The organism is Salinisphaera sp. S4-8 (genome assembly GCF_040361235.1).
Taxonomy (GTDB): domain Bacteria; phylum Pseudomonadota; class Gammaproteobacteria; order Nevskiales; family Salinisphaeraceae; genus Salinisphaera.
The window spans coordinates 261,460-285,470 of record NZ_APNF01000001.1; the positions used below are offsets into that span (position 1 = coordinate 261,460).

Consider the following 24,011-nt stretch of genomic DNA (forward strand, 5'->3'; position numbering starts at 1 on the left):
CTTGGCATGCAGCGCACTTTGATTGCGCTGTGCACACGCATAGACTGATCGCCTGATTCATCCACCGAGGGTTGTCTGTGGCAGACCACGGCGCGTTCTGTTACGAGCAGCCGCTCAACGAACGCATACGCACTTTTCTGCGTCTGGAACATCTGATCGCGCGTCTGCGCCATCATGAAGTCGACGAAAGCCCCCTGGGCCGACGAGCCACGCTCGACGCACTGATCGATATCCTCAACGTGATGTCGCGTTACGACACACGTGCCGAGGTGAGCAAGGAACTGGGCAGTCGCTATGCGGCATTCGAGAAACTCGCCGACCGCGACGATGTCGATGATCGTGCGCTGCGTCAGGTACTCGACGAACTCGATACTCTGGGCCGGGCGATGCAGACCATGCCGCCCCAGTTTGCCTCCTATCAGCTGCGCGATAACGAGTTGCTCAACAGTCTGAACAATCGCAGCGCGATTCCCGGCGGCGACTGCGGCTTCGATCTGCCGGCCTATCAGCACTGGCTGGCGCAGGGCAGCGCTGCCCAGAGCCGCGATCTGAAAGCCTGGACCGGCTATCTCCAGCCGTTCGAGCAATCGATCAATATGCTGCTGCGGTTGCTGCGTGACAGCACCGAACCGGGGCTGCATACCGCCAAGAAAGGGGTACTGGTCCACAATATGGACCCGAGCACGCAGCTCATCCGGGTCTTGCTCGACGATGGTCGCGTGTTTCCCGAAATCAGCGCCGGACGCCACCGCGCGACCATTCGTTTCGTGGAAATTCAGGACAAGAAACTGCGCGTGCGCCAGTACCCGTCCAATGTCGAATTCCGTATGGCCTGTTGCCGTTTCTAATGACCCAAACGATCGAATGCCCGCAATGCGGCAAACCCGCCCGTATCAGCGGCGATAATCCCTACCGCCCGTTCTGCTCGCGTCGCTGCAAGCTCATCGACCTCGGCGACTGGCTCGACGAAAGCAACCGTATTCCCGACCCCAGCGGCTCCGCAGGCCCCATGCCGACCGACGGCTCGGACGATTCAGGCCTGCCCCACTGATCGATGACGCGCGCCCGACATGGGCGAAATCAGCCAACGTCCGGCCAGAAGGCACGTATGGCCGCCACGCCCTGCGCATTATGCTGGCGCGCGTTCTGCAGATCGGCTTCGCCCAGCCCCCCCAGGGCATACACGGGCAGCCCGTAATCGGCGCGGGCTGCGTGCCAGCCATCCCATCCCAGCGCTTTGGCGCCGGGATGCGTGGGTGTCGCAGCCACCGGCGAGAGCACGGCAAAATCGGCACCGCGTTCCACCGCCATGGCCAGATCCGTGCCGGTATGGGCCGAGACGGCCAGTCGCTGACCCGACGCCAGCGCGGGCCGGCCGGCCTCGATCAGGCGTGCCAGCGGCCAGTGCAGACCATCGGCACCGACCGCCCGACAAAGCGACAGGGAACGATCGACAAGCACCGCAACACCCTGTGCATGGGCGGCCTCGATCACCTTTGCGGCCAAGGCCTGGTATGCGGCATCGTCCAGGCCCTGATCGCGCAGGCGCAGCAGCGGCATGTCCGGCCGGGCAATCAACGCCTCGAAACGCGCCCACCACTGCTGTGAATCGGCTGCGCTGAGCGCCGGGGTAATCGCATATCGTGCCGGCAGATCGAGCGCGCAGAGAATCACATCGGTGGCCGGCAACAACCGGTAGTCGGCCAACGCGCCGCGTTCGGCCCAGGCCAGTTCCTGGCCTTCGAGGCCGCTCGGCTCGCCCTGCCACTGATCGATACGCCAGACATGCAGGCGTACCGGCCGCTCGCCCTTGTGGTGGGTGAAACGAATCAGCGGCGCATCGAGCCGGCAGTCGTGTACGCCGATTTCCTCGGCCAGTTCGCGGGCCAGGCAGTCGGCCATGGGCTCGTCGCCTTCGCGCTTGCCGCCGGGGAATTCCCACATGCCTTCGCCGGGTGTTCCGGCGCGGCGACGCGCGATCAACAACCGGCCGGCGTTGTCGACCAGTATCCCGACCGCAATATCCAGCGGCGCCTGCTCAGTCGCGTTCATCGTGTTCAACTACGGTATTCGGCGTTGATTCGCACGTATTCGTAGGACAGATCGGACGTCCAGATACGTGCATGGGCGTTGCCACGGCCCAGGTCGATGCCGATGGTGTATTCGCTTTTGGCCATCACCGCGGCCGCGTCGGCTTCTGCATAGTCGTCGCGCGGCTCGCCATCGGCGACGATCGCGACATCATCGAGCGCAATCGCTACTCGATCGATCCCGAAGTCGGCAACGGGCGCGCGACCCACTGCCGCCAGGATACGCCCCCAGTTGGGGTCGCCGGCAAAGCAGGCAGTCTTGACCAGCGGCGAATGGGCGACCGTGAATGCGACTTCGCGCGCCTCGTTCGCGTCGCGCGCGCCGGTGACATCCAATGTGATGAAGCGGGTCGCCCCCTCGCCGTCGCGCACGATGGCCTGTGCAAGCTCGCGGGCCAGATCGGTGAGCGCTTCCATGAAGGCAGGCCAGCCCGCGCTGTCGCGCGCAAGCCGCGCCCCGGCGCCGGTGGCGCAGGCGATACAGGCATCGTTGGTGGAGGTGTCGCCATCGACGGAAATGGCATTGAAAGAAGCGGTCATCGCCTCACGCAGGGCGTGGTCGAGCGTGTCGCGATCGATCGCAGCGTCGGTGGCGATGAACGACAGCATGGTCGCCATATCCGGACGAATCATGCCCGAGCCCTTGGCGATGCCGGTGAGCGTTACCGTCGCGCCATCGCCGATATCGACATGGCGCGATGCGCCCTTGGCGACGGTATCGGTGGTCATGATGGCCTGGGCGGCATCCAGCCAGTGATCGGCATCCAAACGCCCGCCCAGCGCGTCGATGCATGCCTGCATACGCGCGAGCGGCAGATGCTGGCCGATCACGCCGGTGGAAAACGGCAATACCTGTTCGGGGTCGATCGACAGCGCGGCCGCGGTGCGCTCGCAGCAGGCAAGCGCATCGGCTTCACCGCGCCGGCCGGTACCGGCATTGGCGTTGCCACTGTTGACCAGCAGTGCACGAACGCGACCGCCCGCCAGATGCCGCTGGGCCACGCGCACCGGCGCGGCCGCGAAGGCGTTTTGCGTGAATACGCCGGCAACCGTGGCGGTATCGACGAGTTTGAGCACGGCCATATCGTTGCGACCGGGCTTTTTGATCGCGGCCTCGCCCACGGCCCATTCGGCGCCGGCCACCGGCGTCAAACGCCCCGGCGCACTCAGATTGACGGCCATATCGGTTCAGTCTCGTCCGTGACAGTGCTTGAATTTCTTGCCCGAACCACAGGGGCAGGGTTCGTTGCGTCCGATCTTGCGTTCGTTACGCACGAAGGTTTCGGGACGCTGATCGCCATCACCCGGCTCGCGCGCGGGCGGGGCATCGGAGCCCGGCAGGTTGGCGCGCGCTGCCTGTTCGGCCGGATCCGGGGTTTCGCCGCCCGGCTGTTGCTGGGCGGCGGCTGCGGCGGCCACGGCCTGATCGGCCGCGCTGGACGCCTCCGCATGCTGGAAGTCGAGGTTTTCCATCTGCTTGCGGCGTTCTTCGCGCGCCTCTTCGGTGGCTTCCGCACGCACACGACCACGCGCGAGCACGGTCACCGTTTCGTGCTTGAGGCGCGTGAGCATGTCGTTGAACATCTCGAAGGCTTCGCGCTTGTACTCGTTCTTCGGGTCCTTCTGGGCATAACCGCGCAGGTGGATGCCCTTGCGCAGATAGTCCATCGAGGCCAGATGCTCGCGCCAGAGCGAATCGAGCACCTGCAACAGCACCGCTTTTTCGATCTGAGCCAGAACGTCGGCGCCGGCTTCTTCGCGCTTTTGCTCGTAGGCCTGTTTCAACTGACTGGCGATGCGTTCGCGCAGGCCTTCTTCGTCGAGCGTCTTTTCTTCGTCCAGCCACTGCTGGATGGGTAGCTCCTGGCCGAAGTCGCGCTGTATCGCTTCGACCAGCCCGTCGATATCCCACTGTTCTTCCAGGCTTTGCGGCGGAATATGCTGGCTGATGACGTCGTTGACGACCTCGTCCCAGATATTTTCGACGATGTCGCCGACGTCTTCGGCGTCCATGATCTCGTTGCGCTGCTCGTAGACGACCTGGCGCTGGTCGTTGGCGACGTTATCGTATTCGAGCAGCTGCTTACGGATATCGAAATGGTGGGATTCGACCTTGCGCTGGGCGTTCTCGATCGCACGCGTCACCCATTTGTGCTCGATCGCCTCGCCTTCTTCCAGGCCCAGGTTCTGCAGCATCGAGCGCAGGCGCGGCGGCGTGAAGATGCGCATGAGGCTGTCTTCGAGCGACAGATAGAAGCGCGATGCACCCGGATCACCCTGACGGCCGGAGCGCCCGCGCAGCTGGTTGTCGACACGCCGCGATTCGTGGCGTTCGGAGCCGATGACGTACAGCCCGCCGGCTTCGAGCACGGCCTCGTGGGTCTTTTGCCATTCGTCGCGCAGACGCTGGCGGCCGAGTTCGTCGTCGCCCATGTTCTCCAGGGCTTCCTCGATATTGCCGCCGAGTACGATATCGGTACCACGACCGGCCATATTGGTGGCAATAGTCACCGCACCCGGGCGGCCCGCCTGAGCGATGATTTCGGCCTCGCGCTCATGCTGCTTGGCGTTGAGCACCTCGTGGCGAATGCCGAGCTGGCGCAACAGCCGCGATGACAGCTCGGACGCCTCGATGGAGGCAGTACCGATAAGCACCGGCTGCCCGGCTTCGCTGGCGCGCTTGGCCTCTTCGGCGATGGCCTGAAATTTCTCGCGCCCCGTCATGAAGATCTGATCGGGCAGATCCTTGCGCAGCAACGGTTTGTTGGTAGGGATGACCACCACTTCCAGACCGTAGATGGACTGAAATTCGAAGGCTTCGGTATCGGCTGTGCCGGTCATGCCGGCAAGCTTGTCGTAGAGACGGAAGAAGTTCTGGAAGGTGATCGACGCCAGCGTCTGGTTCTCCTTCTGAATCTTGACCCCTTCCTTGGCCTCGATGGCCTGGTGCAGGCCGTCCGACCAGCGCCGGCCGGGCATGGTGCGGCCGGTGAATTCGTCGACGATCACGATCTGGCCGTCGGCGATGATGTAGTCGACATCGCGCTGATAGAGCACGTGCGCGCGCAGGGCGGCATTCATGTGGTGCATGAGCGCGACGTTGTTGGCGTCGTAAAGGCTTTCCTGTTCGTCGAGCAGCCCGGCTTCGCGCATCAGGCGCTCGACTTTCTGGTGACCGTCTTCGGTAAGAAAGACCTGCTTGTTCTTTTCTTCCGGCGAATAATCGCCCGGCCCGTCCTCTTCTTTCTGCTCGTCGAGATGCTTGACCAGCCGGTCGACGCGCATCGAGGTTTCCGGGTCGTCGTCGGTCGGCCCGGAGATAATCAGCGGCGTGCGCGCCTCGTCGATAAGGATCGAGTCGACTTCGTCGATGATGGCGTAGTGGAGTGGGCGCTGTACGCGATCGGCCGGCGAAAAGGCCATGTTGTCGCGCAGATAATCGAAGCCGAATTCGTTGTTCGTACCGTAGGTGATATCGCAGGCATAGGCCGCGCGCTTGGCCTGCGGATCCTGGCCGGAATAGATCACCCCGACGGTGAGCCCGAGAAAACGATACAGCCGGCCCATCCACTCCGCGTCGCGGCTGGCCAGATAATCGTTGACGGTAATGATATGCACGCCCTCGGCCGGCAGCGCATTCAGATAGGTCGTAAGCGTGGCGACCAGGGTCTTGCCCTCGCCGGTCTTCATTTCCGCGATCTTGCCCTGATGCAGGACCAGACCACCGACGAGCTGGACATCGAAATGGCGCATGCCCAACACGCGCTTGCCGGCCTCGCGCACGGTGGCAAAGGCTTCGGCGGTCAGATCGTCGAGTTTGGCGCCCTGCTCGAGCCGCGACCGGAATTCTTCGGTCTTCGCCTGCAGCTGTTCGTCGGTCAGCGCTTCGTATTCTGCCTCGAGCGCATTGACCGCGCCGACGATGCGGTGCAACCGCTTGACCACCCGCTGATTGCGGCTACCCAGAAGTTTGGTCAGAAAATTGCTCATGAACCCTCGTCGTCTGGCCCGATCGAAGCGCGGCGCACGGCGCGCGCGATTCAAAACGGACATGATACCGCAGGCCCTGCACGCCTTTCAGTGACGCGGGCCAAACCCGGCTGCTACGCTTTCATCTATCGCTTTGCATTGGCCAGTTACACAGCATGGGGACGACACCGCGTTCAATCCAGTCCCTGCTGCATACAGCGACCCCGGATATGGCCGATCTGATCGGTCGTGCGCGTTTTCTCGAACGTATGCGCCAGTCGATTCTGGATATTCTGCCGGAGCAAGCCGCCGCGCATGTCCATGTAGCGGCCTATGAAGGTTACCGGCTACGCCTGCATGTAACCCACGGCGGCTGGGCCACACGGCTGCGCTATATGCAGCCCATGATCGTCCAGGCATTGGCTCAACGCATGCGGCTGCATGTGGAGGGTGTGGAAATCAAGGTGCGCCCGAACCCGATGCCCGCGCCGAAGCCGGTGACGGCCCGGATCATGGGCGACGATGCGCGCCGTCATCTGCGTCAGACCGCGCGGTATATCGGCGATGCCGATCTGGCCGCCGCGCTCGAGCGCCTGGCGGCCGCCGGACGGCCCGGGTAGAGCGCTAGGCCGCCGCTACCGGGCGCGCGTTGATATAGGAAATCGGTGAATCCTCGATATCCTCGTAGGTGACCTCTTCCCAGGCTTTTTCATCCTCGAGCAAGGCGCGCAACAGCTTGTTGTTGAGCGCATGGCCGGACTTGTAGCCGGAATAGCTGCCGATCAGACCATGACCGAGCAGATACAGATCACCGATCGCGTCGAGAATCTTGTGGCGTACGAATTCGTTGTCGTAGCGCAGACCATCGGCGTTGAGCACGCGATAGTCGTCAAGAACAACGGCATTATCCATGCTGCCGCCACGCGCGAGATTGTTCGAGCGCAGGAACTCGATATCGCGCATGAAGCCGAAGGTGCGCGCACGGCTGACTTCGCGTACGAACGAGGTCGTGGAGAAATCTACGGTGGCCGACTGGGTGTCGGAATCGAAGGCCGGATGATCGAAATCGATACAGAAACTGACCTTGAACCCGTCGAAGGGATCGAAGCGTGCCCATTTGTCACCGTCGGTGACCTGCACCGAACGCTTGATTCGGATGAACTTCTTGGGCGCATCCAGTTCCTGAATGCCCGCCGACTGAATCAGGAACACGAAAGGCCCGGCGCTGCCATCCATGATCGGCAGTTCGTCGGAGGACAATTCCACGATGGCATTGTCGATACCCAGCCCGGCCATGGCCGAAAGCAGATGCTCGACAGTTTGCACACGCACGCCATCATCCACTAGCGTCGTGGCCAGCGTGGTGTCGCCCACCTTGAACGCATCGCCACGGAACTCTTTGACCGGCGAACAGTCCGTACGACGGAATACGATGCCCATATCCGCCTGTGCCGGACGAAGCGTCATATAGACCTTCTGCCCCGTATGCAGGCCGACGCCAGTCGCGCGGATGGGATTCTTCAAGGTGCGTTGTCTAAGCATCGAGTTCTTGTCCTTGTGGCGGTTCAGTCATGCTCGGCGCGCCATGTCATAAAGCCGTCACCTAACGGTCAGATACTTTATTCACAGTGGCTTAATTTCGCCTTAACTCGCCGCGTCCTGGTCCTGCTTGCGCCCGAAACTCGATCACGCCCGGCCGCAAAGCCGCTTAGATTAACATAGGGATGCCGGTTGGCAGCGCACGGCTACCGCCAACCGGCATACACGCGCCTGCGACCGGGCCGAAACCCGGGCCTTGCAGACGTTGCCCGCACATGCCGTTTAGTCGGCCTGATTGCGCAGGAAAGCCGGCACGTCGAAATAATCCATATCGACCGCCGCGTTCTCACGCGTGGACTGCTGCGGGCGATTGCGGATTACCGTCGGCCGATCCAGGTCTTCGTAGCGCATCTGGCCACCGGCATCGCGCTTGACTGCGCGAATGGCTTCGCGTTCCTCGGCCTGACGGCCCAGGCCCGTGGCCACCACGGTGACGCAGATTTCGTCGCCCATGGTCGGGTCTTCGGCCATGCCGACGATGACTTCGGCATTGTCCGCGCCCATGTCGGCGATGACTTCGTTGACGATCTGGAATTCGTGAATACCCAGATTCTCGTCGCCGGAGACGTTGACCAGCAGGCCCTGGGCGCCATGCAGGCTCAGATCGTCGAGCAGCGGCGAGGCCAGCGCGGCTTCCGCGGCTTCGCGGGCACGATCGTCGCCGACGGCCGTGGCGCGGCCCATCATGGCCATGCCCTGTACCGACATCACACGACGCACGTCGGCAAAGTCGACGTTGATCACGCCCGGACGGGTGATCAGGTCGGAAATACCCTGCACGGCGTTATGCAGCACGTTGTTGGCGGCCTGGAAGGCGTTCTTGAGCGTGGTGGCCTTGCCCAGCGCGGTCAGCAGCTTTTCGTTCGGGATCACGATCAGCGAGTCGACATAACGACCCAGCTCTTCGATACCCTGCTTGGCGATTTCCATGCGACGGCCGCGCTCGAACGGGAACGGCTTGGTGACTACGGCCAGGGTGAGAATGCCCATTTCACGGGCGATCTCGGCCACGACCGGTGCCGCGCCGGTGCCGGTGCCACCACCCATGCCGGCGGTGATGAACAGCATGTCCGCGCCTTCGATGGATTCACGAATACGATCGCGATCCTCTTCGGCGGCCTGACGGCCGATCGCCGGGTCGGCGCCCGCGCCCAGGCCACGGGTGACGTTCATGCCGAGCTGGACGAGCACATCGGCATCGCAACGCTCCAGATGCTGGGCGTCGGTGTTGGCGCAGATGAAATCCACACCCTCGATGCCGCCGTTGACCATCTGGTTGATGGTGTTACCGCCACCACCGCCGACGCCGATGACCTTGATGATGGCCTTATCGGTCTTTTGATCTGCAAATTCAAATACTTCTGGCATGATGCACCTCTATCTTGGTTGCCGTGCTTTTTCCTTGCGGAAAAACTTGTGTGTCGGGTCCGGCGATTACCGGCTCATCCGACGTTGATCGAACGCGAAACTAGAAATTCCCCTGGAACCAGGCCTTCATACGCTCCCAGACCTGCGCAAACGAATTATCGTTATTGGAAACGTCGATTCCCGGCCGCGGCTGGGACCGATTACCGAACTCGAGCAGACCCACGCCGGTGGCATGGATCGGGTTCTTGACCACATCCGACAGCCCCTGCACACGCTGCGGCGTGCCCAGGCGCACCGACATGTGAAACACCTCTTCGGCCAGGTCGGTCAGGCCTTCCATCTTGGAAGAGCCACCGGTAATCACCACGCCGCCGGCCAGCAGATCCTCGAAACCGGACCGCACCAGCTCCTTGTGGATGAGCATGAACAGCTCTTCATAGCGCGGTTTGATGACTTCGGCGAGCGTGTAGCGCGACAGCCGCCGCGGCGGGCGCTCGCCCACGCTGGGGACCTCGATCGCGTCGTCGTCCTCGATCAGCTCCGGCAAGGCACAGCCATAACGGATCTTGATGCCTTCGGCGTGCTGGGTCGGCGTACGCAGGGCCACGGCGATATCGTTGGTGACCTGGTCGCCGGCGATCGGAATCACCGCCGTATGGCGAATGGAGCCATTTACGAACACGGCGATATCCGATGTGCCGCCGCCGATATCCACCAGGGCCACACCCAGATCCTTTTCGTCGTCGGAGAGCACCGCATAGCTCGAGGCCAGCTGTTCCAGCGACAGCTTGGAGACTTCCAGGCCGCAGCGAGCCACGCATTTCTGGATATTCTGGGCCGAGGTCACCGCACCGGTGACGATATGGACCTTGGCTTCCAGGCGCACGCCGGACATGCCGACCGGCTCCTGAATGCCTTCGTTATCGTCGACGGCAAATTCCTGCGGCAGCACGTGCAGGATCTTCTGATCGGCCGGGATCGCCACCGCACAGGCGGCATCGATGACGCGCTCGATATCGGATTCGGTGACTTCCTTGTTACGCACCGCCACGATGCCGTGCGAATTCAGCGAACGCACATGGGCACCGGAAATACCGCAATGCACGGACTGAATCCGGCAACCCGCCATCAGCTCGGCTTCCTCGACCGCGCGGCGAATGGAATCGGTGGTCGATTCGATATTGACCACCATCCCCTTTTTCATGCCGCGTGAGGGCGCACTACCCAGACCAATGATCTCGAGCTTGCCCTCGTTCACCTCGGCGACGATACAGGCGACCTTGGAGGTCCCGATATCGAGGCCGACGACGAGATTCTGGTCAGGCCGCTTGCTCATCACCTTTCTCCTGATTGCCGGTCGCGGCACGTGTGCCGCCGACTGCAAAACCGTCGCTATAGCGCAAATCGATATAGCCGGCCTCGGCCAGTCGACTGCGCGCCTGTTCATCGCCCAGCGCATAGCGCACGAAGCGCTGTACCCGGGCATCGATATCGTCACGCCCAAGGCGCAGTTCCAGACCATCGCCCAGCTGCGCGCTCCACGAGCCGCGTGCGTCGAGCGTGAGGCTTGCCAGCTCGACATCGTGCGCGGCCAGCGTCTTGGCCAGCTTGCGATATCGGTTGTAGACCTTCAGACCCGCGGTATCGGGCCCATCGAGTTGCACCAGCCCCGTCGGGCGCGTCTGTGCCGAGGGTGTAAAAACCTGACCATCCTTGGCAAGCACGCCCCGCTCGCCCCACAGGGCAACCGGCTCATGCTCACTCACGCGCACAACCACGCCATCCGGCCAGTGGCGCGAAACCTTGACTTCGCGCAACCAGGCCAGATTACCGAGTTTCGCCTGCAGCCCTTCCAGATCCACCTCGAAGAACGAGGCATCCAGATACGGAGCAGCAATTTCGGCGATCCGATCGTCGCTGACATGCACGGCATCGCCGCTAATATACAGGTGTCGAGTGGCTTCGCCTTCGGGTTTGATCCCTTGCCAGGTACAGGCCGCCACCCCCAGCAGCAGCCCAGCGCCCAGCAGGGCGTCCCGCCAGCGCTTGGGTTCACGCCAGTTCATTGTCTTTCTCCTGATTGGGCGTCGTGAGCGTGGCCGCGAGAATGCGCCACACCAGTTCGTCGAAATCCATCCCCGCCGCGCGCGCGGCCATCGGCACCAGCGAATGCGAGGTCATGCCGGGAATGGCGTTGAGTTCCAGAAACCACGGCTGGCCGGCGGCATCGAGCATGAAATCCACACGACCCCAGCCACGCGCGCCGGTAATTTCGAATGCACGCAGGGCGAGACGCTGCAGTTCTGCCTCGCGGCCCTGCTCCAGATCACAGGGGCAGTGATAGAGCGTGTCATTGGCGACGTATTTGGCTTCGTAGTCGTAAAAACCACTCGAGGGCTCGATATTGATCAGCGGCAGCGCCCGCCCGTCGAGAATCGAAGCCGTATATTCGGGTCCGTCCACGAACTGTTCAGCCATGACCTCGCGGTCGTACTTCGCCGCCGCCGCGCGGGCTGCGTCCAGATCCTCGATGCGCTCGACCTTGCTGATGCCGATGGTCGAGCCTTCATGCACGGGCTTGACGATCAGCGGCAGCCCGAGCGCTTCGACCACGGCCTTGGAATCCGTGCGCGCATCCAGCAGGCGATGGGCGGGCGTGGGAATACCCTGAGCGGCCCACAGTGCCTTGGTCCGCACCTTGTCCATGGACAACGCGCTGGCCAGCACACCGCTGCCGGTATAAGGCAGACCCTGGAGTTCCAGCGCGCCCTGAACCACGCCGTCTTCGCCGCCGCGCCCGTGGAGGGCCAGCCAGACGCGATCGAAGCCTTCCTCGGCCAGGCCCAGTACGCGGCGCTGGTCGACATCGATAATCGTGACATCGACACCACGCCGTTGCAGGGCCGCACCGACGGCCGCGCCCGAATCCAGCGATACCGCGCGCTCGGCCGACCAGCCGCCCATCAATACGGCGACACGGCCGAACGCGCTTGCATCGGTAATACGCGAATTGCTCATGTCGTTGTTTCCTTGAAAGTACGTGCCATCTGCTGGGCCACGGCGCCGATGTCGCCAGCACCGAGGGTGAGCAGGACATCGCCCTCGCGTACCACGCCGCCCAGCACGTCGCTGAGCTGATGCACGTCGTCGACGAATACCGGGTCGACCTTGCCGCGTGCACGCACGCCACGTGCCAGCGCGCGACCGTCGGCACCGGCGATCGGATGCTCGCCCGCGGCATAGACTTCGCAGAGCACGAGCACGTCCAGTTCCGCCAGCACCTGGCAGAAGTCGTCGAACAGATCGCGGGTCCGCGAGAAACGATGCGGCTGGAATACCACCACCAGCCGGCGATCGGCCCAGGCATTACGGGCCGCGCTGATAATGCTCACCAGTTCGCGCGGGTGATGGCCATAGTCGTCGACCAGCAGCACCCGCTGGCCGGCAAGCACGATCTCGCCATGCACTTCACAGCGCCGACCGATGCCCGCGAACTGCGACAGCGCCTGGCCAATCGCGGCCATGTCCACGCCCAGCTCATGGGCCACGGCCGCCGCGGCCAGCGCATTGAGCACGTTGTGCTTGCCGGGCAGATTGAGATGAACATCGTGGCCCGGCTCACCGGCACGGCGCAGCGTAAAGCGCGTACCCGTACCGTCGAAGGCCAGGTTCTCGGCCATGATGTCGGCGTCGTGGTCGATACCGTAGGTCACGATCGGGCGGCCGACATCGGCCAGAATCGAGCGCACCACCGGGTCGTCGGCACACAGCACGGCCAGCCCATAGAACGGCAGGTGGTGCAGGAATTCCACGAAGGTTTCGGTCAGGCGCGAGAACTCGCCGCCATAGGTTTCCAGATGATCGGCATCGATATTGGTGACGATCGCCATCATCGGGGTCAGAAACAGAAAGCTGGCATCCGATTCGTCGGCCTCGGCGACCAGATACGGCCCCTCGCCCAGGCGCGCGTTGCTGTTCGCGCCCAGCACCTTGCCGCCGACGATGAAGGTCGGATCCAGCCCGCCGCCGGCCAGCAGCGCCGCGACCAGGCTGGTGGTGGTGGTCTTGCCGTGCGTGCCGGCCACGGCGATGCCATAGCGAAAACGCATCAGCTCGGCGAGCATTTCCGCGCGCCGCACCACCGGCACGAGCCGTTCATGGGCGGTGGCGACTTCCGGATTGTCCTCGGCCACCGCGGTGGATACGACCACCACGTCCGCGCTTTCGACATTCTCGGCCGCATGGCCCATGAATATCTTTGCGCCCTGGGCCGCCAGCGCCTGGGTGGTGACGCCGTCCTTGATATCGCTGCCGGTCACGGCGTAGCCGAGGTTGAGCAGCACGCTGGCAATACCGGCCATGCCGACGCCGCCGATGCCGACCATATGCACCGTGCGCACGCGCCGCATCGGCCGCTCGGCCAGCGGCTGGAAGTCGCCGTTGCTGCTACGTCCGTCGGCGGCAATCATGCGGCCTCCATGGTGTCGAAGCAGGCGGCGACGATATCGTCGGTGGAATGCGGCCAGGCCACGCGCCGCGCCGCTTCGGCGCGATCGCGCAGGGCGTTGCGATCGGCACACAGGCGCTCGATTTCCTCGGCAAGGCGCTCGACACTCAATTCGGACTGATCGACGAGCGTGGCCGCGCCGGCATCGACCAGATACTGGCCGTTGGCGCGCTGGTGATCGTCCACCGCGTAGGGATAGGGCACCAGCAATGCCGCCACGCCGGCCGCCGCCAGTTCGGCCACGGTCAGTGCGCCGCTGCGACAGATCACCACGTCGGCCCAGGCATAGGCCGCGGCCATGTCGTCGATGAACGCGCTCACGTCGGCCTCGACACCGGCCTGCGCGTAGGCCGCCTCGGCCTGCTCGAGCGTACGCCCGGCCTGGTGGCGTACCTGCGGGCGTTTGTCGGCCTCGATACGCGCCAGTGCCGCCGGCACGCGCTCGTTGATCGCCAGTGCGCCGCCGCTGCCGCCGAGTACGAGCAGACGAATCGGGCCCTCGCGATCCGCAAACCGCTCATCGGGCGTCGGCAGATCGAGAATTTCTGCGCGTACCGGATTACCCACGCTACGGGCCTTGTCGCCGGCAAATGTATCCGGAAACGCCTGCAAAACGGTGGTCGCCATGCGCGCCAGCAGGCGATTGGTCAGGCCAGCCGCGGCATTCTGTTCGTGGATGAGCAACGGCCGGCCGGTCAGGCGCGCAGCCAGACCACCGGGGCCTGCGGCAAAACCGCCCATGCCCACCACCAGCTGCGGGGCCACGCGTCGTACCACGCCCAGGGCCTGCAGGCAAGCACGGGACAGACGCAGCGGCGCGGCCAACCACGACAGCATGCCCTTGCCGCGCAGACCGGCGACGTCGATCGTATGCAGGGTGAGGTCGTTGGCCGGCACCAGCCGTGCTTCGATGCCCGCGGCCGTCCCCAGCCAGCTCACCTGTACGCCGCGCGCAATCAGCGCCTTGGCCACGGCCAGCGCCGGGAACACATGGCCACCGGTTCCGCCGGCCATGATCAGCACGTGTGGCGTGTTCAGCGTGTGGCTTGCGGACGCGCTCATCGGGCGCCTCCTTTTTCCGGGACACGGGTTTCCATGTCGACCCGGATCAGCAGCGCACAGAGCACGCACATCATGACAAGGCTGGAACCGCCATAGCTCATCAACGGCAGCGTCAGACCCTTGGTCGGCAGCAGCCCCATGTTCACGGCGATATTGAGAAACGCCTGCAACACCAGCCAGCTGGACATGCCGTAGGCGACGAAGCCGGCAAACAGCTGATCGGCCACGATCGCGCGGCGCGCGATGACGAAGCCGCGCCAGACCACGGTCGCGAACAGGCCGATAAGCACCACCGTGCCGATCAGGCCGAACTCCTCGGCATAGATGGCAAAGAGGAAATCGGTATGGGTTTCCGGCAGATACAGCAGCTTCTGAACCGAATTGCCCAGCCCCACGCCGGCGATCTCGCCGCGCCCGATCGCGATCAGCGACTGGGTGAGCTGAAAACCGCTGGCATAGGGATGCGCCCAGGGGTCGGAAAAGCTCAGCAGACGCGCGAGGCGGTACGGCGACGACAGCACCAGCCCCACCACCGCGGTGCCGGCCAGGCTGCCGAGCACGAGCAGATAGGTCAGCCGCGCGCCGGCCAGAAAGAGCACGATGGCGGCGACCGCGACCATCACGGCAGCAGCGCCGAAGTCCGGCTCGATGAGCAACAGAAAACTCGCCAGCGCCATGAAGAACATGGGCCGGAACAACCCGCCCCAACTGGTGGCCAGTTCGGTCTGGCGGCGGGCGGCATAGCCGGCCACGTACAGAATCAGGCAGAAGCGCGCCGGCTCGGAGGCCTGCATGGCCACCGGGCCAAGGTCGATCCAGCGCCGCGCCCCGTTGACCGCATGGCCGATACCGGGAATGAGCACGATCAACAACAACAGCAGGCCGATCCCCAGCAATGTGAAGGTATTGGCCTGCCACACACGCATCGGCACGTGCAGCACGATAAAGCCGGCCACCAGACCGATCAGCGCGAACACGGCCTGACGGTAGAAAAAGTACATCGGGTCGTCGGTCAGGCGATCGGCGACCGCGACCGAGGCCGAGCCGACCATGACCAGACCGATACCGCCGATCAGCGCGAGCGCGACCAGCAACGCGGTGTCCGGGCGTACCCGCGGCAGTTGGATGGTCTGCAACGCGCGGATCATGCCGCCAACTCCTGTACGGCAGCGACGAAGCACTCGCCGCGGTGCATGTAATTGTCGAACTGATCGAAACTGGCACAGCCCGGCGAGAACAGCACGGTGTCGCCGCGCTCGGCCTGATTCGCGGCCGCGCGTACGGCCTGTTGCAGCGTATCGACCCGCTCGACGGGGACATAGGCGTCGACCGCCGCCGCGATCGTGTCGCGATCCTGGCCGTACACGATCACCACCCGGGCCTTGTCGCCGGCAAGTGGGCCGAGCTCGGCGAAGTCCGCGCCCTTGGCCTGGCCACCGGCGAGCAGCAGCACCGGCGTATCCATGCCAGCCAGCGAGGCCATCATGGCGCCGGGATTGGTGCCCTTGGAATCGTTGATCCAGCGCACGCCGTCGATTTCGGCAACGGTTTCGCAGCGATGCGGCAAGCCGGCAAAGCGCGTCAGGCCACGGCGAATCACTGCCTGGTCGATGCCGGCGGCCTCGGCCAATGCCCACACCGCGAGCGCGTTGAGCTGGTTATGACGCCCGGCCAGGCGTAGTTCGTCGCAGGCCAGCCACGGCTGATCGCCGCGTGCGAGATAGCGTGCATCGGCCGTATCGAGCAGGCGATAGTTCGCCGACGCTGCCACGCCGAAGCGCAATACACGGGCCGAGCCGATGGGCATGGCCGCCACGCGGGCATCGTCCGCATTGATCACGGCCACTTCGGCCGCGGCGAAAATACGCGCCTTGAGGTCGGCGTAGTGCTCGAGCGAGCCATGCCGGTCGATATGATCGGCGCTGATGTTGAGCACGGTCGCCGCGCGCGCGGCCAGCCGGTGCGTGAGTTCGAGTTGAAAACTCGACAGCTCCAGCACATAGAGTTCGATATCGTCGGCAAGCAGATCCAGCGCCGGCGTACCGAAATTGCCGCCGATGGCGTAATTCAGACCCGCGGCCTGCGCGATCTCGCCCATCCAGGCGGTGACCGTGGACTTGCCGTTGGAACCGGTAATGGCAACCACCGGTGCATCGACGACCTGGGCAAACCATTCGATATCGCCCACCACGTCCAGACCGCGCTCGCGCGCGGCGACGATCAGCGGCTCGCGCAGATCCACACCCGGCGACACCACGATATGGGTCATGCCGTCGAGCAGCATGGGATCGAGTTCGCCCACGATCAGGCTCGCCTTGGGGCAATGTTCGAATAGCGCCGGCGCGCCCGGTGGCTCGTCGCGGCTGTCCACCACCCGCACGCGCGCGCCACAGGCGCTGGCAAAGCGTGCGGCCGATACGCCCGACACACCGCAGCCAACCACCAGCACGGCGGCGTTGGCGAGTTGTTCGCGCAGGCCACTCATCGGATCTTCAACGTGGACAAACCAATCAGGACCAGCACCAGCGTGACGATCCAGAATCGCACGATGATCTTGGGCTCGGGCCAGCCCTTGAGTTCGAAATGATGGTGCAGCGGCGCCATGCGAAACATGCGCTTGCCGGTGAGCTTGAAGGTCGCCACCTGCAGAATCACCGACACGGTTTCGGCGACGAAAATGCCGCCCATGACCACCAGCACCAGCTCCTGGCGCACGGCCACGGCCACCACGCCCAGTGCGGCGCCCAGCGCGAGCGCGCCAACATCGCCCATGAACACCTGGGCCGGATAGGCGTTGAACCACAGAAAGCCCAGCCCCGCACCGCCGATCGCGGTACAGAAGATCGACAGCTCACCCACGCCCTCGATATAGGCAAAGCCCAGATAGTCGGCAAACTGCACGTTGCCGGCCACATAGGCGAAGATCGCCAGCGCCGAGGCCACCAGCACACAGGGCATGATCGCCAGCCCGTCGAGGCCATCGGTGAGGTTGACCGCGTTGCTCGAGCCCACGATCACCAGATAGCTCCACAGGATATAACCCGCGCCCAGCGGCACCGACACATGCTTGAGCATGGGAATGAGCACGCTGGTTTCGGCCGCACTGGTCGCGCCCAGATACAGCCACAGTCCGGCGGCAAGGCCAACCAGACTCTGGGCGCCATATTTCGCTTTTGCCGACAGACCCTTGCTGTTGCCGAACTTGAGCTTGCGGTAGTCGTCGACGAAACCGATCGCGCCGAACGCGGCGGTCACCAGCATCACCAGCCACACCCAGCGGTTGCCCAGATCGCCCCAGAGCAGGGTCGCCACCAGCACGGCGGCGATGATCAGCGTACCGCCCATGGTGGGCGTGCCGGCCTTGACCAGATGGCTTTGCGGGCCGTCGTCGCGCACGTGCTGACCGATCTGATGAAAGGTCAGCTTGCGAATCATGATCGGGCCGAACACGAACGAAAACACCATCGCCGTGAGCACGCCCAGAATCGCGCGCAGCGTAATGAACTGGAAAACACGAAAACCGCTGTGCAGCGGTTCGAGCCATTCGGCAAGGAACGTCAGCATGACACCCCCGCCCTGGCATTGTCTTCGACAGCCAGCGCATCGACCACACGATCCATGCGTGCGCTGCGCGAGCCCTTGATGAGCAGGGTCGTATCGCGCTGGCGTACCGACAAGGCGGTTTCCAGCGCCGCGATCAGCTCGCCGTGGTTGGCGAACCACTGCGCGCCCGGACCAAAGGCTTCGGCCGTCAGCCGGCTGAGTTCGCCGGTCACCCAGAGCCGTTCGATGCCCGATTCGCGCGCTGCCCGGCCGGCATCGCGATGGGCCTGTTCGGCCTGCTCGCCCAGTTCGGCCATATCACCGAGCGCGGCCCAGCGCGTACCGCGCTGCTGGGCCAGCCAGCCCAGCGCGGCTGCCAGCGAATTGGGGTTGGCGTTGTAGCTGTCGTCGATCAGACGCGCGCCGTGGCGCCCGGCAATGATCGTCATCCGCCCGCCCACGCCGACCATCGCCGCCAGCGAGCGCGCGATCAGATCGGCGTCGAGATCGATCGCGCTGGCCACGGCCGCGGCCGCCAGCGCATTGCTGATGTTATGCGCCCCAGCCAGCGGCAGCACGACATCGGCCGCGCCGGTGGGCGTATGCAGGGTGAAACGGCTGCTGTCGGCTTCCAGCTCGATATCGCTGGCGAATACGTCGGCCTCCGCACGGGCATGGCGCGCAAATACGACCCGCGCGCGATCACCGGCGAGTTCGTGCCAGAGCGGTGCGAAATCGTCATCGCCGTTGATCACGGCAATACCGTCGGCCGCCAGGCTCGAGAACATTTCGCCCTTGGCCCGGGCCACGCCCTCGCGGCTGCCAAAGCCTTCGATATGGGCCAGGCCGGCATTGTTCACCAGCCCGACGTGCGGGCGGGCAAGCTCGGACAGCATGGCGATATCGCCTGCGTGCGAGGCGCCCATTTCGATGACGGCACGGTTGATGCTGTCGTTGAGCCGCATGAGCGTAATCGGCACGCCCAGCTGATTGTTCAGATTGCCTTCGGTGGCGAGCACCGACCCGGCCTCACCCAGAATCGCGGCCAGCATCTGCTTGACCGTCGTCTTGCCGTTGCTGCCGGTCACGCCAATCACCGTGCCGCTAAAGGCCTGACGCGCAGCTGCGCCGGCCTGCTGCAACGCCTTCTCGACATCGGCGACCTGCAACTGCGGCAACGGCGAATCGACCTCGCGGGCAACCACCGCGCCGGCGGCGCCGAGGCTTGCCGCCCGGGCAACGAAATCGTGCCCGTCGACGCGCGTGCCCGGGAGGGCGAAGAACAGCGCATTACGCTCGAGCCGGCGCGTATCGATACTCGCGCCGACGTACTCGGCGTCGTGACCGTGCAGGGTCGCGCCCAGTGTCTGTGCTAGTTCGGACAGGCGGCCGTTCATAGCGCCTCCAGCACGGTGCGCGCGACCACGCGGTCGTCGAACGGACGTCGTGTATCGCCGGTCTGCTGAGTGGTTTCATGGCCCTTGCCGGCAATGAGCACGACATCGCCAGGCTCTGCAGCCTGGATCGCTGCGGCAATCGCGGCCGCGCGGTCGTGCTCGATGGTGACCGGCGCATCGGCATGCATGCCGGCACGGATGGCGTTCGCGATCACAGCCGGGGCTTCGCTGCGCGGGTTGTCGTCGGTAATCCAGATGCGATCAGCCGCTTCGGCCGCCGCGCCCATGAGCGGGCGCTTGCCGGTGTCGCGATCGCCGCCACAGCCGAATACGCACAACACGCGGGCCTGCGCATGCGCGCGCACCGCGGCAATCGCCTGGGTCAGCGCGCCCGGCGTATGGGCAAAATCGACCACCACCATCGGCTGGTCATCGCGCCAATCCACGCGCTGCATGCGCCCGGGCACCGTCGTCAGGCGTGCAAGTACCGCCGTGGCACGCGCGAACGCCACGCCACGAGCCAGCAGCACGGCCAGTACCGCGGCCAGGTTCATGGCATTGAAACGCCCGACCAGCATGCTTTCGACATGTGCCCGACCCCAGCTGGTATCCAGTGTCAGCGCGAGACCGTCGATACGGGTTTCGACCGACGCGATACGCACATAGCGCTCGGCCAGAGCGGCCATATCGCCATGCCCATAGACGACCGGCATGACGGCGTCGGCCAGCGTGGCCAGCCATTGCCGGCCATAGGCGTCGTCCCCGTTGAGTACCGCGACATCGAGGCCGTCGAAGGCGAACAGCCGCTGCTTGGCAGCCGCATAGGATTCGACATCGCCGTGATAATCCAGATGATCGCGCCCGAGCTGGGTGAGCACGGCCACGTCGAAGTCCACGCCATCCACGCGATACTGATCCAGCGCATGCGAGGACACTTCGAAGGCCACCGCGTTGGCATCGGCCGCGGCCAGACGCGCCAGCCAGTCCTGGACGCCGACCGGATCGGGCGTGGTGTGGGTCGCTTCGGTCAAGTCGTTGGCAAAACCGAGGCCGAGGGTGCCGATATAGCCACAACGCTCGCCCAGCGCCTCGATGGCCTGCGACAACAGCCAGGCACAGGAGGTCTTGCCATCGGTGCCGGTAATACCGGCCACGAACAACTGCTGCGACGGCTCGCCATAAAAGCGCCCGGCAATACGGCTGGCCTGCCGCGCCAGCCCGTCGACACGGACATTGGCGATATCCAGCGCCGGCGCACGCCCGCGATCCCAAACGACGGCCGCAGCACCCGCCGCGATCGCGTCATCGACATAATCCAGCCCGTGACTGCGCGTGCCCTGATAGGCCAGAAACACGCCATCGCGCGCGACCTGGCGGCTATCGATCGCCACGCTGTCGATATCCACGTCCGGCACGTCGTTGGCCAGTCCGGCAAGCAGACTGGCCAAGGGCTGACGCGGCGGCTGTACAGGCGCAAGCGTACTCATGTGCCTGCCCCCTTGCCGCGGCGATCGGCCGAGGCCGTCAACACGCTGGGATTGTCCGGCGGCACGCGCAACAAACGCAGCGCATCGCGCATGACCGCAGAAAACACGGGCGCGGCGACCGCCCCGCCGTAGTAGGCATCCTTCTTGGGCTCGTCGAGCATGACCAGCGTCACCAGCGCGGGTTTTTCGGCCGGCGCCATGCCCACGAACAGCGCCTGATGGCGATCGGCGTTATAGCCCCCGCTGCCGGCCTTGCGGGCGGTGCCGGTCTTGCCGGCCACCCGGTAACCGGGGATCGCGGCCCGCGTCGCGGTGCCGGCCGGCGTGATCACACCTTCCAGCAGGTGGCGCATGGTGCGCGCCGTTTCGGGCTTGAGTACACGCTTGGGCGGCGCATGCATATCCGCGCCGTCGCCTTCGATCAGGCGCAGGCTGCGCAGCATGCCGTCATCGGCAATCGCGCCGTAGGCACGGATGAGCTGGAACGCGGTCACGGCCAGGCCATAGCCATAAGAAGCAGTCGCCGTCTCGACGTTATTCCACTCGTAGAAGTCCTTGAGCACGCCAAAGCGCTCGCCCGGGAAACCGCTGCCGGTGATATCACCGAAGCCGAAATCGTTATAGGCACGCCACACGCCTTCGGCGCCCATTTTCAGGCCGACATGGGCGGCGCCGACGTTGCTGGATTTCTGCAGGATCTTGGCGAAGTCGACATCGCCGTAGTTGCGGAAATCCTTGACCGTCAACCGGCCGACCATGAACCAGCCCTTGGTATGGATCACGTCATCGGTATCGAACAGGCCGCTATCCAGCGCCTTGGCCAGCAGCAGCGGCTTGACCGTGGAACCCGGCTCCATGACATCGGTCGCCGCGCGGGCGCGTACACCGGAGGGGTCGATGGAATCGCGATCATTCGGGTTGAAACTCGGATACGAGGCCACCGCGCGCAATTCGCCCGTGGTCGGATCGAGCATGACCACCATGCCGCCCTTGGCATTGTTCTTGATGACCGCGGCCTTGATATGGCGATACGCCAGATACTGCATGCGCGAGTCGATGGTCAGACGCAGTTCGTGGCCGGCCTGCGGCGGCTGGAACTCGGCCAGATCCTCCACCACGCGGCCGACGCGATCCTTGACCACGCGGCGGCTGCCCGGCTCGCCGTGCAGATACTCGTCGCGATTGAGTTCGAGGCCTTCCTGGCCACGACCATCGATATTGGTCATGCCCACGATCTGGGCCGCCGCTTCGCCGGCCGGGTAATAGCGTTTGTATTCGCGCTGCAGGAACACGCCCGGCGCATCGACCGCCATCACGGCCCGCGCATCCGTGGGCGCGAGCTGGCGGCGCAGATACAGAAACTGCCGGCTCTTGTAGCTTTCCAGACGGCTACGCAGCTCGGACACCGGCATGTTCAGTTCACGCGCGAGCGGAGCGATCTTGTCCGGCGCTTCTAGCACCGCACCGGGCACCGCCCAGACCGATTCGGTGGGCGCGGACAGCGCCAACGGTTCGCCGTTGCGATCCTTGATCTCGCCACGCCCGGCCGGCACCGACACGGTGCGCAGATGGCGCTTGTCGCCTTCCTTGGTCAGAAATGCCTGGTCGAGCACCTGCAAATCGAACGCACGGCCGGCCAGCACCACGGCAAAAACGGCGAACAACGATAGTACGAACCAGCCACGCCAGCGCGGCGGCGCGGGCGGCGTATTGCGTTTCGCGCGCTGACCGCGCGGCTGATCATGCCGGCTCATCGCTTGGACTCCAGCACGACATACTGGCGCGGCTGCACCATGCCCAGATCACGACGGGCAACCTGGGCGACGCGGTCGGGATTGGCCCAGGCGCTTTCCTCGAGCTGCAGCTGTGCCCATTCGGTGGACAGCTTGTCGCGCTCGACACGTTCGACCTGGAGCTCGTGGGCCATTTCGCGGGTCTTGTGCTTGGCCTGGACGACCGCGACCGCGCTTACCAGAATGGCCAGCGACAAGGCGCCAATCGTGAGTGCCTGCCGGCTCATGACGACACCTTCGGGGCGTGGGTGCGCTCGGCGATACGCAGAATGGCGCTTCGGGCGCGGGCATTCGTCGCCAGCTCCTGCGCATCGGCACGTACGGGCTTGCCGATTTCGTGCAGCGCCGGTTCATGCGCCGGCGCCATGGGTACGGGCGGCGGCGCGGGACGCGCCTGGGCGCGAATGAATCGCTTGACGCGCCGATCCTCGAGCGAATGAAAACTGATCACGGCTAGACGCCCACCCGGCGCGAGCACATCGAAGGCGGCATCGAGGCCGCGCTCGAGCGCGCCGAGTTCGTCGTTGACATGCATACGAAAGGCCTGAAACGTGCGCGTGGCCGGATGCACCCGTTTGCCGGCCGCCACACGCGCCGGAATGGCACTGGCCACGATTGCCGCCAGACGGGCCGTATCAGCAATCGGTGCGTGCGCGCGAGCATCCAGAATCGCAGCCGCGATGCGTCCCGCCATCGGCTCTTCGCCATAGCGCTTGATCACGGATGCGATCTCGCCGTGGCTGGCGGTATGCAGCCAGTCGGAGAGCGGCCGACCGGCGTCGGGGTTCATGCGCATATCGAGCGGTCCCGCATGCCGGAACGAAAAACCACGCTCGGCGACATCGAACTGGGGTGAGGACACACCCAGATCGAAGAGCACACCGTCGATATGGCCGGCCAGCCCCAGCGCCTGTACACGTTCGCCCAGTTCCGCGAAGGAGGCACGTACGAAGGTAAAGCGCGGGTCGCGCTCGGCGAGCGCCCGGGCATGGCGCTCGGCGTCCGGGTCCTGGTCGAAGGCAATCAGCCGGCCGGCCTCGCCCAGCTGGGCGAGCACAGCACCACTATGGCCGCCGCGCCCGAAGGTGGCATCCACATACACGCCATCCGCGCGCAGGCCGAGGCCCGCCAATGCGGCGTCGAGCAGTACCGGTTGATGTTCGGCCTGCGACATGTGGGCAGCGATCCTCATGGCT

Annotated in this window: 21 protein-coding genes; 3 read left to right on the forward strand and 18 right to left on the reverse strand. The window is 64.7% G+C overall.

The features are described 5' to 3' along the window. The first annotated feature begins 77 nt into the window (after positions 1–77). Both zapD and S4A8_RS01205 read left to right on the forward strand, forming a co-directional pair. Positions 78–848: a cell division protein ZapD gene (gene zapD / locus S4A8_RS01200; protein WP_353178176.1), complete on the forward strand. Its 771-nt coding sequence runs from the start codon at positions 78–80 to the stop codon at positions 846–848. Beyond that, entirely contained in the window at positions 848–1,051 is a 204-nt protein-coding gene (locus tag S4A8_RS01205; RefSeq protein WP_353178175.1) for a DNA gyrase inhibitor YacG, read from the forward strand. Before zapD ends, S4A8_RS01205 begins: the two co-directional genes overlap by 1 nt. 29 nt (positions 1,052–1,080) lie before the next feature. Here S4A8_RS01205 and S4A8_RS01210 read toward each other — a convergent pair whose 3' ends face one another. The 3 genes from S4A8_RS01210 to secA are packed head-to-tail and all read right to left on the reverse strand — an operon-like array spanning position 1,081 to position 6,080. Further along, complete coding sequence (locus tag S4A8_RS01210) at positions 1,081–2,052, reverse strand: Nudix family hydrolase (RefSeq protein ID WP_353218712.1); 972 nt, start codon at positions 2,050–2,052, stop codon at positions 1,081–1,083. Between the two features lie 5 nt (positions 2,053–2,057). Further along, positions 2,058–3,272: a bifunctional glutamate N-acetyltransferase/amino-acid acetyltransferase ArgJ gene (gene argJ, locus S4A8_RS01215; RefSeq protein ID WP_353218713.1), complete on the reverse strand. Its 1,215-nt coding sequence runs from the start codon at positions 3,270–3,272 to the stop codon at positions 2,058–2,060. 6 nt (positions 3,273–3,278) lie between these two features. Beyond that, positions 3,279–6,080: a preprotein translocase subunit SecA gene (gene secA, locus S4A8_RS01220; RefSeq protein ID WP_353218714.1), complete on the reverse strand. Its 2,802-nt coding sequence runs from the start codon at positions 6,078–6,080 to the stop codon at positions 3,279–3,281. Positions 6,081–6,235: 155 nt separating this feature from the next. Here secA and S4A8_RS01225 point away from each other — a divergent pair, with 155 nt between their 5' ends. Then, positions 6,236–6,679: a DciA family protein gene (locus S4A8_RS01225; RefSeq protein ID WP_353218715.1), complete on the forward strand. Its 444-nt coding sequence runs from the start codon at positions 6,236–6,238 to the stop codon at positions 6,677–6,679. A 4-nt stretch (positions 6,680–6,683) separates the two neighbouring features. Here the strand turns inward: S4A8_RS01225 and lpxC are convergent, their stop codons facing one another. The 15 genes from lpxC to rsmH all read right to left on the reverse strand — a co-directional run bounded on the left by lpxC (position 6,684) and on the right by rsmH (position 23,989). Further along, positions 6,684–7,601 carry a UDP-3-O-acyl-N-acetylglucosamine deacetylase gene (gene lpxC / locus S4A8_RS01230; protein ID WP_353218716.1) on the reverse strand — a complete coding sequence of 306 codons (918 nt, stop codon included), beginning with the start codon at positions 7,599–7,601 and terminating at the stop codon, positions 6,684–6,686. A 279-nt stretch (positions 7,602–7,880) separates the two neighbouring features. Further along, complete coding sequence (gene ftsZ, locus S4A8_RS01235) at positions 7,881–9,026, reverse strand: cell division protein FtsZ (RefSeq protein ID WP_353218717.1); 1,146 nt, start codon at positions 9,024–9,026, stop codon at positions 7,881–7,883. A 100-nt stretch (positions 9,027–9,126) separates the two neighbouring features. Next, entirely contained in the window at positions 9,127–10,362 is a 1,236-nt protein-coding gene (ftsA, locus tag S4A8_RS01240) for a cell division protein FtsA (protein ID WP_006913126.1), read from the reverse strand. Then, positions 10,346–11,092: a cell division protein FtsQ/DivIB gene (locus tag S4A8_RS01245; protein WP_353218718.1), complete on the reverse strand. Its 747-nt coding sequence runs from the start codon at positions 11,090–11,092 to the stop codon at positions 10,346–10,348. Before S4A8_RS01245 ends, ftsA begins: the two co-directional genes overlap by 17 nt. After that, positions 11,079–12,044 (reverse strand): D-alanine--D-alanine ligase, encoded by a 966-nt coding sequence (locus tag S4A8_RS01250; RefSeq protein WP_353178120.1) that lies wholly within the window; start codon positions 12,042–12,044, stop codon positions 11,079–11,081. The genes S4A8_RS01245 and S4A8_RS01250 overlap by 14 nt, the downstream gene beginning before the upstream one ends. Then, on the reverse strand, positions 12,041–13,495 hold the full coding sequence (murC, locus tag S4A8_RS01255; protein ID WP_353218719.1) for a UDP-N-acetylmuramate--L-alanine ligase: 1,455 nt from the start codon (positions 13,493–13,495) through the stop codon (positions 12,041–12,043). Before murC ends, S4A8_RS01250 begins: the two co-directional genes overlap by 4 nt. After that, positions 13,492–14,595, reverse strand: coding sequence for an undecaprenyldiphospho-muramoylpentapeptide beta-N-acetylglucosaminyltransferase (gene murG, locus S4A8_RS01260; protein WP_353218720.1), 1,104 nt, complete (start codon positions 14,593–14,595; stop codon positions 13,492–13,494). The genes murC and murG overlap by 4 nt, the downstream gene beginning before the upstream one ends. After that, positions 14,592–15,743, reverse strand: coding sequence for a putative lipid II flippase FtsW (gene ftsW / locus S4A8_RS01265; RefSeq protein WP_353178115.1), 1,152 nt, complete (start codon positions 15,741–15,743; stop codon positions 14,592–14,594). Before ftsW ends, murG begins: the two co-directional genes overlap by 4 nt. Beyond that, positions 15,740–17,080, reverse strand: a complete 1,341-nt coding sequence (gene murD / locus S4A8_RS01270) for a UDP-N-acetylmuramoyl-L-alanine--D-glutamate ligase (RefSeq protein ID WP_353218721.1) — start codon at positions 17,078–17,080, stop codon at positions 15,740–15,742. The genes ftsW and murD overlap by 4 nt, the downstream gene beginning before the upstream one ends. Next, positions 17,077–18,159: a phospho-N-acetylmuramoyl-pentapeptide-transferase gene (mraY, locus tag S4A8_RS01275; RefSeq protein ID WP_353178112.1), complete on the reverse strand. Its 1,083-nt coding sequence runs from the start codon at positions 18,157–18,159 to the stop codon at positions 17,077–17,079. The genes murD and mraY overlap by 4 nt, the downstream gene beginning before the upstream one ends. Next, positions 18,153–19,535, reverse strand: a complete 1,383-nt coding sequence (locus tag S4A8_RS01280; RefSeq protein WP_353178111.1) for a UDP-N-acetylmuramoyl-tripeptide--D-alanyl-D-alanine ligase — start codon at positions 19,533–19,535, stop codon at positions 18,153–18,155. The genes mraY and S4A8_RS01280 overlap by 7 nt, the downstream gene beginning before the upstream one ends. Next, positions 19,532–21,022, reverse strand: a complete 1,491-nt coding sequence (locus S4A8_RS01285) for a UDP-N-acetylmuramoyl-L-alanyl-D-glutamate--2,6-diaminopimelate ligase (protein WP_353178109.1) — start codon at positions 21,020–21,022, stop codon at positions 19,532–19,534. The genes S4A8_RS01280 and S4A8_RS01285 overlap by 4 nt, the downstream gene beginning before the upstream one ends. After that, on the reverse strand, positions 21,019–22,776 hold the full coding sequence (locus S4A8_RS01290) for a peptidoglycan D,D-transpeptidase FtsI family protein (protein WP_353218722.1): 1,758 nt from the start codon (positions 22,774–22,776) through the stop codon (positions 21,019–21,021). Before S4A8_RS01290 ends, S4A8_RS01285 begins: the two co-directional genes overlap by 4 nt. Then, on the reverse strand, positions 22,773–23,042 hold the full coding sequence (ftsL, locus tag S4A8_RS01295; RefSeq protein WP_353178106.1) for a cell division protein FtsL: 270 nt from the start codon (positions 23,040–23,042) through the stop codon (positions 22,773–22,775). The genes S4A8_RS01290 and ftsL overlap by 4 nt, the downstream gene beginning before the upstream one ends. Next, positions 23,039–23,989, reverse strand: coding sequence for a 16S rRNA (cytosine(1402)-N(4))-methyltransferase RsmH (gene rsmH / locus S4A8_RS01300; protein WP_353178104.1), 951 nt, complete (start codon positions 23,987–23,989; stop codon positions 23,039–23,041). The genes ftsL and rsmH overlap by 4 nt, the downstream gene beginning before the upstream one ends. Positions 23,990–24,011 lie beyond the last annotated feature (22 nt).

Coding starts and splice junctions, on each gene's coding strand:
- S4A8_RS01205 (WP_353178175.1), top strand. CDS start 848: ATGACCCAAACGATCGAATGCCCGCAATGCGGCAAACCCGCCCGTATC.
- S4A8_RS01210 (WP_353218712.1), bottom strand. CDS start 2,052: ATGAACGCGACTGAGCAGGCGCCGCTGGATATTGCGGTCGGGATACTG.
- argJ (WP_353218713.1), bottom strand. CDS start 3,272: ATGGCCGTCAATCTGAGTGCGCCGGGGCGTTTGACGCCGGTGGCCGGC.
- secA (WP_353218714.1), bottom strand. CDS start 6,080: ATGAGCAATTTTCTGACCAAACTTCTGGGTAGCCGCAATCAGCGGGTG.
- S4A8_RS01225 (WP_353218715.1), top strand. CDS start 6,236: ATGGGGACGACACCGCGTTCAATCCAGTCCCTGCTGCATACAGCGACC.
- lpxC (WP_353218716.1), bottom strand. CDS start 7,601: ATGCTTAGACAACGCACCTTGAAGAATCCCATCCGCGCGACTGGCGTC.
- ftsZ (WP_353218717.1), bottom strand. CDS start 9,026: ATGCCAGAAGTATTTGAATTTGCAGATCAAAAGACCGATAAGGCCATC.
- ftsA (WP_006913126.1), bottom strand. CDS start 10,362: ATGAGCAAGCGGCCTGACCAGAATCTCGTCGTCGGCCTCGATATCGGG.
- S4A8_RS01245 (WP_353218718.1), bottom strand. CDS start 11,092: ATGAACTGGCGTGAACCCAAGCGCTGGCGGGACGCCCTGCTGGGCGCT.
- S4A8_RS01250 (WP_353178120.1), bottom strand. CDS start 12,044: ATGAGCAATTCGCGTATTACCGATGCAAGCGCGTTCGGCCGTGTCGCC.
- murC (WP_353218719.1), bottom strand. CDS start 13,495: ATGATTGCCGCCGACGGACGTAGCAGCAACGGCGACTTCCAGCCGCTG.
- murG (WP_353218720.1), bottom strand. CDS start 14,595: ATGAGCGCGTCCGCAAGCCACACGCTGAACACGCCACACGTGCTGATC.
- ftsW (WP_353178115.1), bottom strand. CDS start 15,743: ATGATCCGCGCGTTGCAGACCATCCAACTGCCGCGGGTACGCCCGGAC.
- murD (WP_353218721.1), bottom strand. CDS start 17,080: ATGAGTGGCCTGCGCGAACAACTCGCCAACGCCGCCGTGCTGGTGGTT.
- mraY (WP_353178112.1), bottom strand. CDS start 18,159: ATGCTGACGTTCCTTGCCGAATGGCTCGAACCGCTGCACAGCGGTTTT.
- S4A8_RS01280 (WP_353178111.1), bottom strand. CDS start 19,535: ATGAACGGCCGCCTGTCCGAACTAGCACAGACACTGGGCGCGACCCTG.
- S4A8_RS01285 (WP_353178109.1), bottom strand. CDS start 21,022: ATGAGTACGCTTGCGCCTGTACAGCCGCCGCGTCAGCCCTTGGCCAGT.
- S4A8_RS01290 (WP_353218722.1), bottom strand. CDS start 22,776: ATGAGCCGGCATGATCAGCCGCGCGGTCAGCGCGCGAAACGCAATACG.
- ftsL (WP_353178106.1), bottom strand. CDS start 23,042: ATGAGCCGGCAGGCACTCACGATTGGCGCCTTGTCGCTGGCCATTCTG.
- rsmH (WP_353178104.1), bottom strand. CDS start 23,989: ATGTCGCAGGCCGAACATCAACCGGTACTGCTCGACGCCGCATTGGCG.